Source organism: Bacillus sp. RC51 (assembly GCF_044908115.1).
Lineage (GTDB): Bacteria > Bacillota > Bacilli > Bacillales > Bacillaceae_G > Bacillus_A > Bacillus_A mycoides.
The window spans coordinates 74,255-93,587 of sequence record NZ_JBIYCW010000014.1; the positions used below are offsets into that span (position 1 = coordinate 74,255).

Consider the following 19,333-nt stretch of genomic DNA (forward strand, 5'->3'; position numbering starts at 1 on the left):
AAATAAATAAAAAACGAGATGTAATTACTTTTTTGAAAAAATCTCTATCCTCAAGTATATGTGAAGAAATCCTAACGTTAGGTTGTACAACATTTACGATTAAAACTGTAAAAAACAATAGTGAAGAGGTGTACGGAATGAAGAATGAAATTATGACAGGATTTTTAATAACATCAATCGTTACTGGAGCGACTATTCCTATCAATACTCTCGCAACGCCAATCGTTCAGGCAGAAACAAAACAAGATAATGTAGATATTTCCTCAGCATTACGAAAAATAGGTGCACACTCCAAGTTAACACAAACCTTTATCGATGGAGCTTTAGCAAGTCCGAATGTGCAACTTGAAGAAGTTCCATCTTTAAATACAACTCAATTTCTAATTAAACAAGATATGAAAGAGTGGTCATCAGAACTATATCCAAAATTAATTCTACTAAATTCAAAAAGTAAAGGATTTGCAACCAAATTTAATAGCTATTATCCAACATTAAAAGGATTTGTAGATAATAAGGAAGATAAAGAAGGGTTTATAAATAGACTGGAAGTTCTTCAAGATATGACTATAACAAACCAAGAAAACGTGCAACGTCAGATTAATGAGTTAACAGATCTTAAACTACAGGTAGATAAGAAACTGAAAAATCTTGATACAGATGTGGTAAAAGCACAGAGTGTACTTAGTTCAGAGGGAACAGGAAAAATAGACAAGTTAAAAAATGAAATGCTAAATACAAAAAAATCAATTCAAAATGATTTAGAGCAAATAGCATTATTACCAGGAGCTTTAAATGAACAAGGGCTAAAGGTATTCCAAGAAATTTATAGCCTATCAAAAGATATCATTGAACCGGCTGCTCAAACAGCGGTAGTAGCGTATAGCAAAGGAAAAGAAATAAACAATGCTATTGTAGAAGCAGAGAAGAAAGCAGAGCAAGAAGCAACAGAAAAAGGAAAATCAGCTATAGAAATTGAAGCTGCCAAAAAAGAAGTACGTGAAGCGATAGAGAAAAGTAAAAAAGGTGAAATTGCTGCAGCTGCAGTTACAAAAACGAAAGAGTATGATCTTATGAAAGTAATTGATCCTGAAAAAATTAAAAAAACATATAGTACCTTTGCCGAAATTAATAAACTAACAGCAGAGCAACGAGCGCATTTAGATGATCTAGAGAAACAAAATCAAAAATTATATGACTTAACAACTAAATTAACAGTAGCAGATTTACAAAAATCAATGATTCTTTTCATGCAAAATGATTTGCATACATTTGCTAATCAAGTAGATGGAGAAATTGAGCTAATGAAACGTTATAAAGAGGATTTGAATCTAATAAATAATAGTATTACAAAATTATTGACTGAAGTTGATACTAATAACACTCAGTCTCAAAAAGATACATTAAGACGACTAAAAAATGTAACAAATCAGCTCGAAGAACAAGTTAATAAATTTTAATATTAAGAAATAAGGTTTAATGAAAAAATTATAACGCAACTGAAAATAAGGAGGAGAATCAAAAAATGAAATTTCCATTTAAGGTCATAACTTTGGCCGCTTTAGCAACGGTTATAACTGCTACGAATGGTAGTACTATTCACGCACTTGCACAAGAACAGACAGCACAAGAACAGAAAATAGAAAATTATACGTTAGGACCTGAAGGATTAAAGAAAGTGTTGGCTGAAACAGGCTCTCATATTCTTGTAATGGATTTGTACGCAAAAACAATGATTAAGCAACCGAATGTAAATTTATCCAACATTGATTTAGGTTCAGGAGGGGGAGAATTAATCAAAAACATTCACCTGAATCAGGAACTGTCACGAATCAATGCAAATTACTGGCTAGATACAGCGAAGCCAAACATTCAAAAGACAGCACGTAATATTGTAAATTATGATGAACAATTTCAAAATTATTACGACACACTAGTAGATACTGTAAAAAAGAAAGATAAGGCGGGCCTCAAAGAAGGAATAGGGGATTTAATCGGTACAATTCATACAAATTCAAATGAAGTTACGGAAGTTATTAAGATGTTAGAAGCTTTCAAAACAAAGTTGTATACAAATACTGTAGATTTTAAAAATAATGTTGGAGGTCCAGATGGACAAGGGGGATTAACTGCTATATTAGCGGGAAAACAAGCACTAGTCCCACAACTTCAGGCCGAAATTGAGAATTTACGTTCTACGCAGAAAGCACATTTTGATAATGTATTAGCCTGGTCAATTGGTGGTGGATTAGGAGCAGCTATTTTAGTTATTGGAACGATTGCAGGAGCGGTAGTAATTGTTGTGACCGGTGGCACAGCGACACCAGCTGTTGTTGGTGGTCTAACAGCTCTAGGGGCAGCTGGTATCGGTTTAGGAACAGCAGCTGGTGTTGCGGCATCTAATCATATGAACTCCTATAACGAAATTTCTAATAAAATTGGAGAATTAAGTATGAAAGCCGATCTTGCTAACCAAGCAGTTATTTCACTTACTAATACAAAAGACACATTGACATATTTGTATCAGACAGTGGATCAAGCAATCATGTCTCTAACGAATATTCAGCAACAATGGAATACGATGGGAGCGAATTATAAAGATTTATATGATAATATCGACCAAATGCAAGAACATAAACTTTCTTTAATACCTGATGATTTAAAAGCTGCTAAACAAAGTTGGAATGATATTCATAAGGATGCAGAATTCATTTCAAAAGACATTGCTTTTAAACAAGAAAAAACAAATTAAAAATCAATATATATGTATAGGAGGAATTAAAATGAATAAAAACTTTCCTTATAAACTACTTGCTGTATCGACGTTTTTAACTCTGACAACAACTACTGTAGTTTCTCCAGTGGCAGCCTTCGCAAGTGAAAGTAAAATGGAACAAACTAGTACCGAAGATATATCTCTTTCTGTAAACAGCGAAAAGATGAAAAAAGCTTTGCAAGATGCTGGGGTATTTGCAAAATCCATGAATGATTACTCTTATTTGTTAATTAAAAACCCAGATGTTAACTTTGAAGGAATTGACATTAAAGGATATACAAATCTACCTAGTCAAATTCTACAAGATCAAAAGAATGCAAGAGAGCATGCTACTAAATGGGATACGCACATAAAAAGACAACTTTTAGATACGTTGACGGGTATTGTGGAGTATGATACCAAGTTTGACAATTATTACGATACACTAGTAGAAGCCATTGATGAAGGAGATGGAGATACATTAAAAGAAGGAATTACAGATTTACAAGAAGAGATTCAACAAAACCAAGCGTATACACAGAATTTAATACAAGAATTAGCTAAGTTAAGAGATAGTATTGGAGAAGATGTCCGAGCATTTGCAGGTCATAAAGATATTTTGCATTCGATTCTGAAAAACCAAGCATCTGGAATTGATGAAGATGAAAAGCGCCTAAATGAAGTTTTAGAGCAAGTAAGACATTTTAAACAAGTAGAATCAGATGGAATAATAACTGTATCAATTCCCTCAATTCCTACGTGGATTGCTGGTGGTGTAATGATAGGGGTAGCAAGAAATAATTTAGGTACGTTAGAGCCGTTGTTAGCACAATTACGTCAGACTATAGATTATAAAGTAACATTAAATCGTGTAGTCGGTGTTGCGTATAATAACATTAATGAAATGCACAATGCAATTGGGTCGGCTATTAATGCTCTTACTTATATGTCTGCACAATGGCATGATTTAGATTCTCAATATTCAGGAGTACTTAGTCATATTGACAAAGCGTCCCAAAAAGCGGATCAAAATAAATTCAAATTCCTAAAACCTAATTTGAATGCAGCGAAAGATAGTTGGAAAACATTGAGCGCGGATGCGTTTACATTAAAAGAAGGGATAAAAACATTAAAAATGGATCCTGTTTCTTCAAAAAAATAGCGGAATACGGTATTTGTTGCAAGGGCATTTATACAGCTATAAAATGATTTTTTGTTCTTTATAAATTGAAAAGACGGAGGTATAATCAGGCCTCTGTCTTTTATTTTATTGAAATATTTTTATAATTCCATCCTATATGTAGAAAGTAGTTATACAAGTTTGAATTTTTAAGGTGAATGATTTTTATGAATTTTTCCGCAAAACATAATCTATGATTAGTGAGCTTTATATTCTTATTTTCCTAATTGAATACTTTTATACAATTAGATGGAAGTTAACAATACTAAATCAAAACATAATAGGTTGTTATTGATGAGTTTATCGCAAAGTTGTTATTTTATGTGTCATCAAATAACATTTATAAACAATTAGAAATAAAGAAAAGGAGATTATTATGAGAAAAAATAGAGTATTAGATACAACATAAATAGCGTAAATGATTTTCGGTGTAAAAACATAATAAATAAAATAATAATCCTTACATGCACTAAGGAAAAATGAGGGAGATAATATGGGGAATAATTCAAAATATAAAACTAGAAAAATACTTGCAGCTACTGCTACAGTAACTATGCTTGCGACTGGAATGATTTCTTCACCGGATGTCTTTGCAGAGGAAATGCAGCAGCAAAAAAAATTATCAACATCACTGCAAGAAGAAAAGTCAGTTAAATTAGAAAATAGAACATATACAGTCCCAGGAAAAGGGGATGTTGAGGTACTAAAACAACAGGAAAGAAAAAGTATGGCATTTAGTCCATATGAACCCACTGGTTTATATGCAAAGCCAAATGAACAAATAACGATTAATGTAGAAGGAAATCAAAATATTCAAGCATACATTGGAACGTATTCGTATGATGCTTCTTGGAGAGAAGATTCTAAAATAAAATCATTTACATTAAAACCTGGTATAAACACAATCCAATCTCCAAATGGGGGGATGATTTATTTTTATAATAAACAACAAGGTGGTACCATTCGAACAACAGTCACAACAGGTGGAACGACTACTCCTTTTTTTGAACTAGGAAAGCATACGAAACAAGATTTAATAAACATGCTGGACCAATATCCCAATGCACATGCAGTGGAGTTAAAAGGAGAACGTGTATTAATTACGGCCAGCCCTGCACGTGTTAAGAAATATTTGTTAGGTTCTAATACAGATCCTGTACAACTCTTAAAAAAGATGGATGAAGCTACTCGAATTCAAGACAAAGTAGCTGGTTTATCCGAGGAACAAGTAGATAAACATTATATTCATTACGTAGAAGAAAATCATTCTCCCGATTATTATATGTATGCAACTTCTTATCGAACCGCATATGTAGGAGATGCAATCCAATACGTGTTAGATATTAATAAATTTATAAAAGATGGCTGGGGTCCTTGGCATGAGGCAGGGCATTTGAGACAGCAATCACCTTGGAAGTTTTATAATATGACAGAAGTACAAAATAATATTTACAGCCTTTCTGTAGAAAAAGTATTTACATCTAATCAATCTTTTAGATTGCAACAGGAGGGTGCTTATACTAAGGCATTTCAATACTTAGAACAACCTAATAAAAATTATGACGAAGTTAGTGATGTTTTTGTTAAGCTTGTTATGCTTTGGCAACTACAGTTAGCATATGGAGAGGACTTCTATCCTAAATTGCATCAATTGTATAGAGACATGTCTTCAAGTGAACTTCCACAAACTGATGAAAATAAAAAACAATTATTTATGATTTCGGCATCAAAAATAGCCAAACAAAATTTGATACCTTTCTTTGAGAAGTGGGGATTACGTCCAAATAACGATACCATTCAAAAAGTGGCTGCATTAGGATATCCAATTTTAACAGCAGAGATTTGGAAGGGTACGGATTCTAATCCAATTAAACCAGATGTGCCTAATGAAAATAATATTTTAGAAGGAAGCCAATTTGCATGGTCACTAAAAGGGATTAGTGATTTCGAATTTGCTAAAATCAATTTCAATAAGTCGACAGAAAAAATGCAAATTGACTTAAAAGCAGGCATACCACATCATTATTTTAATGAAACGTATGCGAGTATTAAAGTACAAAATGCATCAGGAAAAGTAGTATACAATAAAGACATTTATGGAAACAAGCAACAAAATGCTGAATCGCAAAAAGTTCCAGTCAAAGTAGGCGATTATATTGAGTTAACACATCTAGAAGGTGTGCATAGAGCTACTTTCACAAATGTAGACAACAGTAAACAAGAAAGCTTTGGAAAAAAAGCAATGTATGAAGTCACAAAAGAAGGCTTGAAGAAAGTAGAAAAAATGCCAGAAGCAACAATTTTAGATGGAAATCAATTTGGCTGGTCACTAAAAGGAATTAGTGATTTCGAGTTTGCTAAAATCAATTTCAATAAGTCGGCAGAAGAAATGCAAGTGGACTTAAAAGCAGGTGTACCGCATCATTATTTTAATGAAACATATGCGAGTATTAAAGTACAAAATGCATCAGGAAAAGTAGTATACAATAAAGACATCTATGGAAACAAACAACAAAATGCTGAATCGCAAAAAGTTCCAGTCAAAGTAGGCGATTATATTGAGTTAACACATCTAGAAGGTGTGCATAGAGCTACTTTCACAAATGTAGACAACAGTAAACAAGAGAGCTTTGGAAAAAAAGCAATGTACGAAGTTACAAAAGAAGGTCTGAAGAAAGTAGAAAAGATGCCAGAAGCAACGGTTTTAGACGGAAATCAATTTGGTTGGTCTTTAAAAGGATATAGTGATAGAGAAATCGCAAAAGTAGATTATAATAGGGCTACAGAGAAAATGCAGGTAAATTTAGAAGCAGGCGTACCACATTCTTATTTTAATAATACGTATGCAAGTATCAAAGTACAGAATTCATCCGGTAGTGTTGTGTACAATAAGGAAATAGTGGGAAATAGACAGCAAACTGCTGAAAGACAAACTGTGCCAGTCAAAGTGGGAGATTATATCGAGTTTACCCATATAGAAGGGGAAGCAGTAAAGGAAAAGACACGGGCTACACTTATTAACCTTGAGAATAGTAAACAGGAATATATAGGTAAGAAAAGAACCTATCAAGTTACTTCTACGGGATTAAGCAAAATAGATTAATATGAATAAACTTCAAATTATTAGTAAGATGCCAAATAGTCGTTCATTATGAACGGCTATTTGGCTTTTATTTATATAAAAGTGAAATATAATCCAATGTTTAATGATTTATCAGAAGTAAAAAGGTAGGTATTATATAAAAGAAAATGAATAATTTATGCAGAGCTTGTATATGGTATTGTTATTTAACTATTCTAAAATCAATTGATAAAAACGCTGGAATGTTTTTTAGAAAACAACTGACTCCATAGGTGGAATTTGGAAGATTAATTCTATTTTGGAGTTTATTTTTATAAGGAAATTCACATACGTGGATTAGTATTAAGATTCAAAATGTAAAATATCTAAAGACCTAAGTTCAAGCACACATTTTAAATAAAAAAAGTGAGAAGAATGAATAACATTCTTCTCACTTTTAGCAATTAGGGTCGGCATATACATAAATATGCGTTTGAGTGGAATTTTGGATGAAAAATCCACATGCATAGTATACCAAAATATTTAAGGCCCTTCGTATGCAATATTGCATACGAAGAGTAGGTGGATATAATAGTTAACTTATTTCTATTAAAAGTAAAATGTGTTTATATTAAAAAAGTTAAAATCCAATTGAAGCTGGTTAAGATCTTAATTCTTCATAGCTACCTAATTAATCAATTCTAGCTACTGAGTAGGAAAGAGTTAATTAATTTGAAAATGATTTGAGTAGGTAAATTCTCCGTTATACTTAATTACTGCAATATATGTCCCTTTAGTATATACATTTGTAATTGGTGTTCTCCAAATTTCTAACCCTTTAGGCGTAGTAATAAATTCTGGTTCAATTGTAATAAAGCGTTGTAAAGTACCGTCAGGGTGAACCTTGAAAATCTTCATTTTGGCACCAAAATGCGCTCTACCAAAACGTTGAGTTAAGTAGAAAGTATCTCCTGTTATGAGGTGTTCAATATTCCAGTCGGGTTGGTATGTACTATTTTCAGCTCCCTATAAATCAAAGGCTACGGGAAATATGGTAATAGCAATTCTCACATTATTGAGGGACTGGAAAAACAACAAAGACGTTCTCAAATGCATGTATAGATATTTATAACAAAGATTCAAAAAAGAATAGGTAATATAGCTATTGGAATAAGATTGTTTTTGTCTATCTCCTGAAAAGGAGGATGGACAAACCATACCAAAGAAACTTGCATTTCATTATCTATAGAAGTGTAATGTCATTAAAGTGAGATAGGATACAGGCTAATATTGAGAAATGTAAAGTTTGTAGAGTTTGAAACAAATTAAAGAAGTAACATAAGGGATTTACGCATATAGTAATGTCGACGGATAAAGTTAACGGAATATTCGTTTTAATAAGATAAAATAATAGTATTTTAATCTTATAATATTGTTACTACGATGAAATAAGGCTAATAATTAGTTAACTTAAAAATTAAATTCAGATAGGAAGAGGATAATGAAGACCAGAGATAATTATAAAATTATTGTGATTGGTGCTGGGACTGCAGGACTATCTTCTACTGCACATTTGTTACGAAATGTATCCCTATTGAAAGAAAGTATAGCTATTATCGATTCATCTAAAAAACATTACTTCCAACCACTATGGAGTTTAGTTGGGGGAGGAATTGTTTCAAAGGAATGTACGATGCGTGATCAAGAATCACTTATTCCAAAAGGAGCAACGTGGATTCCTAAAAGTGTTGTTAAGTTGTTTCCAGATCAAAATAAGATACTTTTAGATGATGGAATGCTACTTGAATATGAGATTCTTATTGTAGCAGCCGGTATACAAATAAATTGGGGTGGTATTAAAGGCTTAAAGGAGTCTATTGGGACTAATGGGATTTGTAGCAATTATTCTTATAAATATGTTGATTCTACTTGGAGAGAAATTGAAAAATTCAAAGGAGGAAATGCGATTTTTACCCACCCCAATACTCCTATTAAATGTGGTGGCGCCCCACAAAAAATTATGTATTTAGCAGAAGAGTATTTTTGTAATGGCGGTTTGAAAAACAGAAGTGAAGTAATGTTTTATTCTGCGAACGCTAACATATTTCAGGTACCGCGTTATGCTGAAACATTAGAACAAGTAATAGAAAGAAAGCAAATTATAACGAACTATAATAAAAACTTAGTAGAAATTATCGCTGAAAAGAGAGAAGCAATTTTTGAAGATACGCAAACACTGAAACGAGAAACAGTACCATATAGTATGATACATGTTGTTCCACCAATGGGGCCACCTAACTTTATTAAAGAAAGTGAGATAAGTGATCATCAGGGGTGGGTAGATATAAGTCCTTATACTTTGCAGCATGTAAAATATAAGAATATTTTTGGACTTGGAGATTGTACCAATTTACCTACATCTAAAACTGGAGCGGCAATTCGAAAACAAATACCTGTCTTAAAACAAAATATTTTGGACGTACTTAATGGAAGAGACTTGCAGGCTAATTATGATGGGTATACATCCTGTCCGATTGTTACAGGATATAAAAGTCTTATACTCGCTGAATTTAACTATGAGCATGAGCCTCAAGAAACGTTTCCGTTTAATCAAGCGAAAGAACGGTATAGTATGTTTTTACTTAAAAGGTATATGTTGCCCTATATGTATTGGAATTTAATGTTGAAAGGGATTCTATAAGGAAAGATAGAGAGTTGTTGTAACAACCGAGAAGTAATTTGAAATAAGCATTTGGAGGGAATAGCTATGCTTTTAAAATATTTTTATGATGAAAAATTAGCTCATGCTTCCTATTTAGTTGGTTGTCAGAAGGAAGGCGTAGCAATTGTTATTGATCCCAGCCGCTATATAGAACAATATATAGAATTTGCTAAGAAAGAGGGAATGGAAGTAATTGCTGCGGCTGAGACTCATATTCATGCAGATTTTCTATCTGGGTCTAGAGAACTTTCCCTTCTTTTTAATGCAAATTTATATGTATCAGATGAAGGAGATAGTGATTGGAAATATCAAAATCTTAATGAGGGCCGATACAATTTGGTTAGAGAGGGAACAGAGTTTAAGGTTGGTCATATAAAATTCAATGTCATTCATACCCCAGGGCATACGCCTGAAAGTATTTCCTTTTTAGTAACCGATACAAGTCAAAATAATTATATGAATGATAAACCGATAGGAATATTCACAGGTGATTTTATATTTGTAGGAGATATAGGTAGACCCGATTTATTAGAAATTGCTGTTGGTATTAAAGATACCGCAAAAATAGGAGCGAAACAATTATTTGATTCTATACAAAAAATAAAAATACTCCCCGATTATTTGCAAATATGGCCATCACATGGTGCAGGAAGTGCATGTGGAAAAGCATTAGGAGCAATTCCAACTTCCACATTAGGTTATGAAAAGATGTTTAATTGGGCGTTTCAATGTAATGATGAAGATAATTTTATATCGAATTTATTGACGGGACAGCCAGAGCCTCCAAAGTATTTTCCATTAATGAAGCATTTAAATAAGTATGGTCCACCAACTCGTAAGAAGAGAGAGATTACTGCTATTTATATAATAGAAGAACTTCAAGAAGTGATGAGGGGTGTTCAGCAAATAGTTGATATAAGGGATGTAGAGTGTTTTGCTGCTGGCCACATCGAGAAGTCAATTAACATACCTTATAACAATTCTTTCACAACTTGGTGTGGGGGGATATTAGATTATAAAAAAGAAACTTTAATAATTTTGGATGCGGAAAATGTTAAAGTGGAGGAAGTTATTAGAGACTTTGAGTCCATTGGCTTAGATAATATTATTGCTTTTGCACCTTCAAAGGTAATTCAAAGATTCCATAGTTTAGAGATTTATAAGGAAAAAACATCAAATGAATTATATCCGTTAATAAAAGATGGAAGTGTAAAGGTTATCGATGTGCGTAGTAAAAAAGAGTGGGATGAAGGACATCTTCATGATGCAATACATATCACTTTAGGCAATCTACTTGAACGGCTAGATGATGTACCGAAAAATTGTCCAATAGTTTTACAATGTCGAACGGGGTTACGTTCCGCTATAGCAGCTAGCATTTTACAAAAAGCTGATATAAAGAAAGTAGTTAATTTAAAGGGAGGATTTCTTACGTGGAAAAAAGAAGGGCTCCCCTATACAACATGTAATCAAGAAATTTGAAATATATCAAAAGAGTCAAATGGAAAGAAAATAGAATCATTTGAAATAATCTAAGGGGATAAATAATAAAATTCAATTGCTATCAGTATGGGATATATAAACTAAAAATGATTTATTAAAGCCGCATTAAACGATAAAATTAAGCACAATATGCTGATGTGTATCTATTCTATCAAAGTACATAAAACTAAAACTAAGATATTCGAACGAACTCAAAAAGCCGAAACCCCTTAAATTAGAAACTTGTACTTGATTACCGTAGTTAAATTGTTGCCCTTTTAAAAGAACTGGTTAGAGAAAAAAGAAAAATCTATTGGTTAGCATTTAACCGAAAGATTTTTCTTTGAATTAGCGTCTTTTATATCATAATTATTGAGGAAGGGAAATTCGACTGAGAAATGCTGTCAAATAAAAGAATAGGCTAATCTAATTTCTAATGGTCCCTGTATCTTTTATTTTGACGTGTGTCTTTACATTTATTTTAGCCTCTGTTAACGCTCGCAACCAATTTCCTTTTACTTTTTTCCACTCTTTATATTGAAAAGCTCTAGCATATAACGATAATCCGATAGGATCAATTTTATTCTTTTGTAATTCATACAACATATTTTGTAATTTCTTATTAATTTCTTTTTGAACCTCATTTTCTAAATTATGTATGTTTTTTTTATTATCATAATGCTCCTTAATTAAATGTGCGTTAGTTTTTTCTATTACAGCTACATTAGCGTTTATATCGAAATTAAATACAAACTTTCCTTTTTGAAAATTAACATCTATTTTCCTAGTCGCATTCTGTATTAATATAGAAGTGTTTGGTTTTTGGCTGGATTTTTTAGGTGGAAGCGCAAGGTGTAGTATCATCCGGCCTTTATTTTTGGGCTTATTTAAAAGATTGAAGAACTTAACATTTTTTTTAGGGATACGGCTTAAATATTTACCTTGTCGATCTAAAAGTGCAATTCCTACCGTGTCGATTTCATTCTTTGTTTTTTTTATAACTGGAACAGCTTGTGTCATTCCTTCTTCATTTTTTTCTCTCATTAATTGTTGAATCGTGGAAGAAACGGATTGATTATTTTGAATGGAGGATTCGATTACACTACTTATGTAAGATGGTAGTGATGGTTTATCGGGCTTATTAATTGTGAAAATTTCTTCTACAGGTCCATCAACAAGTACTACTTTAGCATTAATGGTAGCGTAAGGATCACGGTAAGAAGAATCAAGCTCCTGCATCCAATTTGCTTCTTGGGCCAATTTTTTCCCAATTAAAATGATTTCAGCTTTTGAGGCTGTCATATAGCCCGTTAACTTCGTATCTATTTTACTGAATCCATTATATACAGTGGATGCCCGCGCCCATTGCTCTATAGTACTTCTTTGCTGTTTATGATGAAAGAGTGGTATGCTTGTGCCCACTTTTATGTCTCCATTAGAAGTTCTATCTAAGGCGATTAACAGGATTAATGAAACCTGTTCAAGAGGGATTTTTTGACTACAACCGATTAAACATACACAACAAGTTACAATCCATATCCATTTTCGAATCAAAGTTGTTTCCTCCTAGTTAACCAAGTGAAAAGAATGCTGTATGCGAAAAAAAAGATTGGTAATAGAATAAAAAAAATGATATTTAAGATATCCATAAGAGAATATATAAACAAATATTGATCCACGTCGGGATTTAGAAAAATAAATAAGCCGACTATTAAAAACATAAAACTAACGAGCACCCAATTGCGAGCATTTTTTTGAAGTGAAATGGTCACAGATTCAAAACTGAAAAATAAATACGGATATATTGTAGTAGAAAATACAATCAAATAGTAAGCGATATATATAATTTCTAATCGTTCTATGAATGAAAAACGAACCCCTTTTAACAAATGAAATACTGGCCAAATTACGTCTTTTATCCCCTCCGGACTAAAGTATATATAAGAAAGAATAGTCACATATAGATAGAAAAACATGGTTCCAGTATTCGCTATTAGTATTCCTTTTATGGCTTTTTGTTTTTTTTGTAAGAACGGATAAATAAAATATGCAATTTCTAAGCCAGCATAAGGGGTAATTGTTTCTTTTGTTGCCTTTACAATAGGGGATATGCCATCTTTAAAAATAGGTAGTAGGTGTAAAGGATTGTAGTTACTCTTTAATGAAAACAGAAGAAATAGTGGCATCCAAGCAGTGAAGAAGAAAACAAGCATAGAATAACTAGTAAGAGCCCTTATCCCACTCAATGATAAAATAATAAAAGGCAATAGTAATAATATGGCGATTTGATAAGCAGGAGTGGAAGGGAATATCCACACTTTTATAATGTCAGTTGCCTTTAATAAAGTATTAAAACCAGCAAAAAATAGATAAAAGGCATATAAAAGAAGAAAAATTGTTCCTAGCCATTTACCAAAGTATGTTTTTAAAATCTGTGAGAAATTTTTGCTAGGACTTTTTTGTAACATTAATACAATAAATACGCCAATTATAGAAGTAACCATCCATCCCAGAATGATAGAAATCCAGCCATCTGTGCCAGCGGTAGTAGCAAGTGGGCTTGGCATAATTAACATACCTGATGCAAGTTGCAGTGAATGGATGAAAACAATAAATTCAAATAAAGTTATGTTTTGAAATTTAAGATTCCCCATGCGAACCACCTTCTTTTTTCTTTTTTTGTTTCGGCTGTCCTGTACTCGAGCGGGTCGTGATCATGGAAATAGGAAATCTTACAAAAGAATCTTTTAACTCTTGGAGACGAAATGGTGCAATTGGCAATCCATATGGTGAACCATAGGAAGTTAATGAAACAAAATGAGCAAATAAGAGCATTAATCCACTAACAATACCTACAATCCCATAAAAATAGGCCAATAACATCATTGGAAAACGAATAAGCCGAATACAACTTGATAAATCATAATTAGAAACAATAAATGATGCAATGGCGGTAATAGATACGATAATAACCATAACGTTACTTACAAGCCCAGCTTGAACAGCCGCCTGCCCAATTACAATCCCTCCAACAATTCCAATTGTTTGTCCAATTGGTTGTGGTAAGCGAATACCAGCTTCACGTAGCATTTCTAGTGTGATTTCCATTATAAAAGCTTCCAATAAAGGAGAGAAAGGGACTTTAACTCTTGACGTTGCAATAGAAGTGTATAGATCTAAAGGAATGATTTCAAAGTGAAAAGAGACTATAGCAATATAAATTGCGGGTAAAAAAATAGCTATAATAAATCCTGCAAATCGTAATAAGCGAAAAAATGATGCAATGAGCCAATGTATATTATAATCATCTGGAGTCTGAAAAAATCCAATTAAATTCATTGGGACAATCATCGCACCAGGAGATCTATCAATTAACACTGCTACTTTTCCATCAAGTATATGATTAGAAATGGCATCTGGGCGTTCACTTAAATAAGCCTGTGGAAAAGGAGTCCAATTTTGATCCTTTGTAAAATTAGATAGTTCTCCAATGCTCAATACCGCATCCGTTTTAATTTTACAGATTCTAGTTTCTATTTCTTGGACCACATCTTCGTTTGCTACATCCCCTAAGTAAATTAAATAGACTAAAGAAGTGGCACGTTCTCCAATTGTCATTTTTTTAATTTTCAATTCAGTAGAAGGAATATATCGACGAATTAAGCCTATGTTTTTTGTGGCATTCTCAATAAACCCATCATGTGAGCCTTTAATAGTAACTTCTGAAATGGGTTCTTGAATCGCTCTTTCTGCCCAGCCTTTTGTATTTATTAGAAGGGACCTCTTTTCTCCTTCCATAAACAGTACACATTGTCCCTCAAGTAATCCTTCTTTAATTTCATTCCACGTATATACTATTTTGGTATGAGTAGCAATAATATTAGAATTAAATATTTGACTGTCTTCATTTACTTCTTGTAATAATGGTGTAACAACATTTCCTTTTAATGCAACACCATCTGTAAGGCCTTCAAAATAATATAGTAAAATATTCGTGTTTGTTTTTAATTGCAAAGGATGTTCAATCAAATCTGCACTAATATCAAAGATGTTATCTAATGTATTTTTAAGTTCTTTTAAGTTACTTGTTTGGATTTTTTCAATGGCTTTATCTGTCTTTGTTTCTAGGGTCTTTTCATTTAAGGACAAAATTGACACCTCTTTAATATATAACGATTAGTTGTAGTTATTATTTTTATATGTTTGAATTTTATTCACTAATTTAAACGAATTGAGATCAAGAATAACTAAAATTGAAGTACTATATTATAAATTCAATAATTGAGAGTAAAAAAGTAGATGTAATTTGTGTAGAAATCTAAGTATCAAGATAGAAGTGAAATTTGAATGATTATAATAAAAAAGAACCCTTGATAGGTTCTTTTTAATAGTTGGTAAATATGTTGTCAACAATAGATGGCGATAAAGGTAGTAATTTAGATGTCTCTATGTTACTCAGCTGAATTTTTAGGAAGAATTATTTTTTCATACCTCAATGCTCAATAAAAAAGGACATTTCATTTATTTGGGTGTTTTAGTGTATTTGAATTTTGCACGCTAACAAATTTTGTTTAGGGACAAAATGTGAAGTTTTATTCTGAAATAACAGAAAGTTAATGCGGCAAAATTCCTATTGGCAATTTGGATAGGTATCAAATATTTCTTTGGCCTTATTTTCTTGATATGACCGTACGTTTATATGTTTCTAAGGGAAAGAAATATTTTCATTTTTATTACCATCTATTGTTTGATTAAGATGGTAACACGAAAATGAAACGTTTACAACCAGAAAATAAAGAAAAAATATTAAAATGCGACTTTTTTCGACAAATATTCCTATAAAACGTTTTGTAGGAATTAGAAATAACTAAATTAGTAATAATAGCTTAATATATTAAAGTGAAATTCAATGAATAAGAGTCCAAAGGCATGAATTTAAATGATAAAGTTATAATTTTCTTTTTTGAACTGTAAGTGTTTTACAAGTATAGTTAAACTTTAATCCAACTAGCATTTCTTCCTTTTGTCACTAGCTTAATATGGCCAAACAATTGCAAGGAATTTAAAGCCTTACTGATTGTACTCTCTGCTATGTCTGGATATGTGTTACGAATACACTCCTTAGTAAAGGGTTGTTTTTGTTTAAGGATAAAATCCTGAATTCTCTCCACTTTAGTATGCTTACATATAGAATCTAGAACTGTATTATGAAGATCTTTGTACGCCTCTAATATAATAGTTAAAAAGGTTTTTAACCAAAAGCTACTATTATGTTCCTCACAGTACCAATTTACCGAAGATTTATAAATCGAATTGTAATATTCAGATTCATTTTTCTTAATGTATTTATCCAGACATACATATTTTACAAATGTATTTCCACTCTTAATTAATAGCAATTGCATTAACATAAGTGCCAATCTGCCGTTACCCTGATTAAAAGGGACTATGCAATAAAAATTAAATATAAAACGAGCTATTAATAAAAGTGAATGATGGCCCTTACTAGAATTTAATGAGTTATATTGATCACATAATTGTTCCATTACTTGTGGAATAAGCTCATGTGGAAGAATGCGGTAACTATTTAAGTGCATTCCGTTTTCAGGAATACCTGGAATAGTAAACGGTTTTTCGCGCCATTTGGCACTGTCAGAGGTAATGTAATGTATTAATTGAAAATGTAATTCCTGTATAGTCTCTGGATTGATTAATAAATCACAGGAATTCTTATGTACAAAAGTAAGTGTTTGATAAAAACAAAAGATAGCATCTTCCGAAATATTTTGAGGTACTATATCATCTAAAATAAGTTCTTTTAATCTTTTATTAGGGACTTTTATATCTTCATAGGTAGTAGTAAAGTTTTTTATGTAATGAAGTGGTATGGTTTTTTCTAAGCTAGTAAATATATCAGGATTTTGTTCCTGATAAGCAGCTAATTTTCCTTTTAATTCACTAATTTCACTAATTATATTTAATAGTCTCCTTTTTAATTCAATATTTTTATACCTGTCATCGAAAAAATTTCTCATTTTTATTCCCCCTGTAACCCCTTAACATGCTGTTACATAAATCTTTCCATTCTAAAGATAGTTTACAACATTATTTTGAAATAACAATATATTTATTTTGATTTTGAACTTATTTTAGAATCAAAATTGTTATTTAAATTTGATTAACGAGTTAGAACTTATGATTAATCATGTTTGAATAAAGAATGAATATACACAGATAGAAAAGATAGTTTGACTTAAATTCCTTTTTATGAATTTACGAGATGAAAATATAATTTTAGAATTATTATTAGTGTAGTTTGCTGTATTATTGCTGGGAATTTACTAGAAAGTAACTAATTTTCAAAAATAAAATAAAGAAATCTTAAAGAGGAATCAATAGGATCTAATTTGAATAGGCATAATCCTAACATTAAATGTGCAAATGTACAATAATTAAATGAAAAAAATATGAAAATATCGACTTTTTTCGACAAAATAAAATAGATAGAAAAACAATCTAATGTAAGAAAATTGTTGCTTTAGATGGTCTCTGTATTTCATAAATTAATATTGAAGGAATTATCAAATGATTTTTACGAGTAATAAAAGAGTTAGATATATAAATTAAATTGTGACAATTATAAAGTTAGCATTCTCCATTTCTATTATTTAATTTAACAAATTTAATAATAGTAAGGTGACTTTTCTATATTTAATATAAGTATTTGATGGGGTATGCTCATAAAAAGTGTCATTTTCTATATATCCATGTAGCATTTAGCACTTGTATTGCGAAATATTTTGACATAAGTTAATTTAAATATTAGGTACAGAAACATTTTAAGGAAAAGAGTCAGTATAAAAGTACCCTGAAAAATGTTTCACCCTAAAAACGTTTTTCCTCAAGAGATTTTCTCAGGAGCACTAAAGGTTTTTAATTTGTTTCTGTGCCTTATTAGATAAAAATAATATAATAAGTTGTTTAAAAAAAGTGAAAAATTCCCCCATTATAAAATGAATTCATATCACTTAACGTCCGTATGTTCTAGTTAAAGTAGGAATTTAAAGAAAAAGAAAGGGAAAGGGCTAGCTCTAGTTATAATTAGTGCAATAAATAGGGGGCTACTCAAATTTTTTTGTTTGATTTGGTAGGAGTAATATTTACGTTTGTTGGACTAGGTGTATTAAAGTGCATACCCTTTTTGATTCAACCGATGAGGCGCTAATCAAGGGTTTAATCATCTAGAATTTAGAAAGGTTAAATATGAAACTGAATTTTCTGCTAAATTAGTAGAGACTAAAACAATCCCCTTAAATTGAACTATTCACTACTTAACGTCCTGATAGATTGTTTGAAGTGTTAGTAGGAAAATATAAAAATAAAAAAGGATATTCTACTCTTCTTTTATGTATATAAAACAAAGTGTAAGGTAAGTTCCAGATCCAAAGTGTTTTATTTAATATTCATTCAATCTCATGCGTACTACTTTTATTTTCTTAAGAGCATGTATTTGCGTGGATGCTCTTAAGAAAATAAAATGCCTAAAAAAATAAGTATAAACATACATTTTAAAAATTGATATATCGTATATTATAAAAAACTCCTTGTTCTTCAAATAACGAACAATACAATGTGAATGAAACTCTCAGCAGAATTTACATATAGAATTCACCTTAACTCAAAAATCCACATTTTATGCAAAATTATACTTGCTGCTATAGAAGGGTGGGGGTTAACATGACCAAAACTTGGTGTAGGTTCGTATTCCTTGTAAAATAAGTGATTCTTTACTGTTTTCTCTAGTTGTATCTATTAATGATTCATCAGGTTTCCTTCCAGTGGAAGGGACATAAGTTGTTACTACCCTTGGAAATATATTAATAAACACCCATTCAAATTTGTCGATATTTCTATTTCCAAATTCTAATGTTTCAATTGGCTTAATTGTATTTTCTCTATCAAAAAATTTTATTATGTAAAACCTTTTTGAGAGGTCACTACTATGTTCAATAGTCCAAATTAAATTTTCCATTTTCTTGATTTGCAACAAGTCCATTTCCAAAAATCCTTTCATACATAAATATAGCGAATGTTCCTATTCTATACTATATATTTTGAAATTTAAATAGTTATCTT

12 protein-coding genes are annotated in these 19,333 nt (G+C 31.4%); 6 read left to right on the forward strand and 6 right to left on the reverse strand.

Annotated features, from left to right (window positions below; translation table 11 throughout):
* Window positions 1-137: 137 nt before the first annotated feature.
* From hblC to ABH959_RS23270, 4 genes are all read left to right on the forward strand, one after another.
* Window positions 138-1,457, forward strand: a complete 1,320-nt coding sequence (gene hblC / locus ABH959_RS23255) for a hemolysin BL lytic component L2 (protein WP_404493225.1) — start codon at window positions 138-140, stop codon at window positions 1,455-1,457.
* Between the two features lie 65 nt (window positions 1,458-1,522).
* Entirely contained in the window at window positions 1,523-2,749 is a 1,227-nt protein-coding gene (hblD, locus tag ABH959_RS23260; RefSeq protein ID WP_002136363.1) for a hemolysin BL lytic component L1, read from the forward strand.
* A gap of 31 nt (window positions 2,750-2,780) precedes the next feature.
* Window positions 2,781-3,914, forward strand: a complete 1,134-nt coding sequence (gene hblA, locus ABH959_RS23265) for a hemolysin BL binding component B (RefSeq protein ID WP_113936483.1) — start codon at window positions 2,781-2,783, stop codon at window positions 3,912-3,914.
* Between the two features lie 511 nt (window positions 3,915-4,425).
* On the forward strand, window positions 4,426-7,035 hold the full coding sequence (locus tag ABH959_RS23270; protein ID WP_113936482.1) for a putative mucin/carbohydrate-binding domain-containing protein: 2,610 nt from the start codon (window positions 4,426-4,428) through the stop codon (window positions 7,033-7,035).
* A 681-nt stretch (window positions 7,036-7,716) separates the two neighbouring features.
* On the opposite strand, the gene ABH959_RS23275 is transcribed toward ABH959_RS23270, so the two are convergent.
* Entirely contained in the window at window positions 7,717-7,983 is a 267-nt protein-coding gene (locus ABH959_RS23275; protein ID WP_087944691.1) for a DUF5065 family protein, read from the reverse strand.
* A 511-nt stretch (window positions 7,984-8,494) separates the two neighbouring features.
* Between ABH959_RS23275 and ABH959_RS23280 the strand changes: the two genes are divergently transcribed.
* Window positions 8,495-9,694, forward strand: coding sequence for an NAD(P)/FAD-dependent oxidoreductase (locus ABH959_RS23280; protein ID WP_113936481.1), 1,200 nt, complete (start codon window positions 8,495-8,497; stop codon window positions 9,692-9,694).
* Between the two features lie 66 nt (window positions 9,695-9,760).
* On the forward strand, window positions 9,761-11,197 hold the full coding sequence (locus ABH959_RS23285; RefSeq protein ID WP_016101976.1) for an MBL fold metallo-hydrolase: 1,437 nt from the start codon (window positions 9,761-9,763) through the stop codon (window positions 11,195-11,197).
* A 426-nt stretch (window positions 11,198-11,623) separates the two neighbouring features.
* Here ABH959_RS23285 and ABH959_RS23290 read toward each other — a convergent pair whose 3' ends face one another.
* From ABH959_RS23290 to ABH959_RS23310, 5 genes are all read right to left on the reverse strand, one after another.
* On the reverse strand, window positions 11,624-12,751 hold the full coding sequence (locus ABH959_RS23290; RefSeq protein WP_404493226.1) for a Ger(x)C family spore germination protein: 1,128 nt from the start codon (window positions 12,749-12,751) through the stop codon (window positions 11,624-11,626).
* Window positions 12,748-13,851: a GerAB/ArcD/ProY family transporter gene (locus ABH959_RS23295; RefSeq protein WP_002085467.1), complete on the reverse strand. Its 1,104-nt coding sequence runs from the start codon at window positions 13,849-13,851 to the stop codon at window positions 12,748-12,750. The genes ABH959_RS23290 and ABH959_RS23295 overlap by 4 nt, the downstream gene beginning before the upstream one ends.
* A complete protein-coding gene (locus ABH959_RS23300; RefSeq protein WP_113936478.1) occupies window positions 13,838-15,346 on the reverse strand; it encodes a spore germination protein in 1,509 nt (502 codons plus the stop codon). The genes ABH959_RS23295 and ABH959_RS23300 overlap by 14 nt, the downstream gene beginning before the upstream one ends.
* An 842-nt stretch (window positions 15,347-16,188) precedes the next feature.
* Window positions 16,189-17,232 carry a Fic family protein gene (locus tag ABH959_RS23305; protein ID WP_016091364.1) on the reverse strand — a complete coding sequence of 348 codons (1,044 nt, stop codon included), beginning with the start codon at window positions 17,230-17,232 and terminating at the stop codon, window positions 16,189-16,191.
* A gap of 1,697 nt (window positions 17,233-18,929) precedes the next feature.
* A complete protein-coding gene (locus tag ABH959_RS23310) occupies window positions 18,930-19,253 on the reverse strand; it encodes a hypothetical protein (protein ID WP_002127477.1) in 324 nt (107 codons plus the stop codon).
* Window positions 19,254-19,333: the final 80 nt, after the last annotated feature.

Coding starts and splice junctions, on each gene's coding strand:
- hblC (WP_404493225.1), top strand. CDS start 138: ATGAAGAATGAAATTATGACAGGATTTTTAATAACATCAATCGTTACT.
- hblD (WP_002136363.1), top strand. CDS start 1,523: ATGAAATTTCCATTTAAGGTCATAACTTTGGCCGCTTTAGCAACGGTT.
- hblA (WP_113936483.1), top strand. CDS start 2,781: ATGAATAAAAACTTTCCTTATAAACTACTTGCTGTATCGACGTTTTTA.
- ABH959_RS23270 (WP_113936482.1), top strand. CDS start 4,426: ATGGGGAATAATTCAAAATATAAAACTAGAAAAATACTTGCAGCTACT.
- ABH959_RS23280 (WP_113936481.1), top strand. CDS start 8,495: ATGAAGACCAGAGATAATTATAAAATTATTGTGATTGGTGCTGGGACT.
- ABH959_RS23285 (WP_016101976.1), top strand. CDS start 9,761: ATGCTTTTAAAATATTTTTATGATGAAAAATTAGCTCATGCTTCCTAT.
- ABH959_RS23295 (WP_002085467.1), bottom strand. CDS start 13,851: ATGGGGAATCTTAAATTTCAAAACATAACTTTATTTGAATTTATTGTT.
- ABH959_RS23305 (WP_016091364.1), bottom strand. CDS start 17,232: ATGAGAAATTTTTTCGATGACAGGTATAAAAATATTGAATTAAAAAGG.
- ABH959_RS23310 (WP_002127477.1), bottom strand. CDS start 19,253: ATGGACTTGTTGCAAATCAAGAAAATGGAAAATTTAATTTGGACTATT.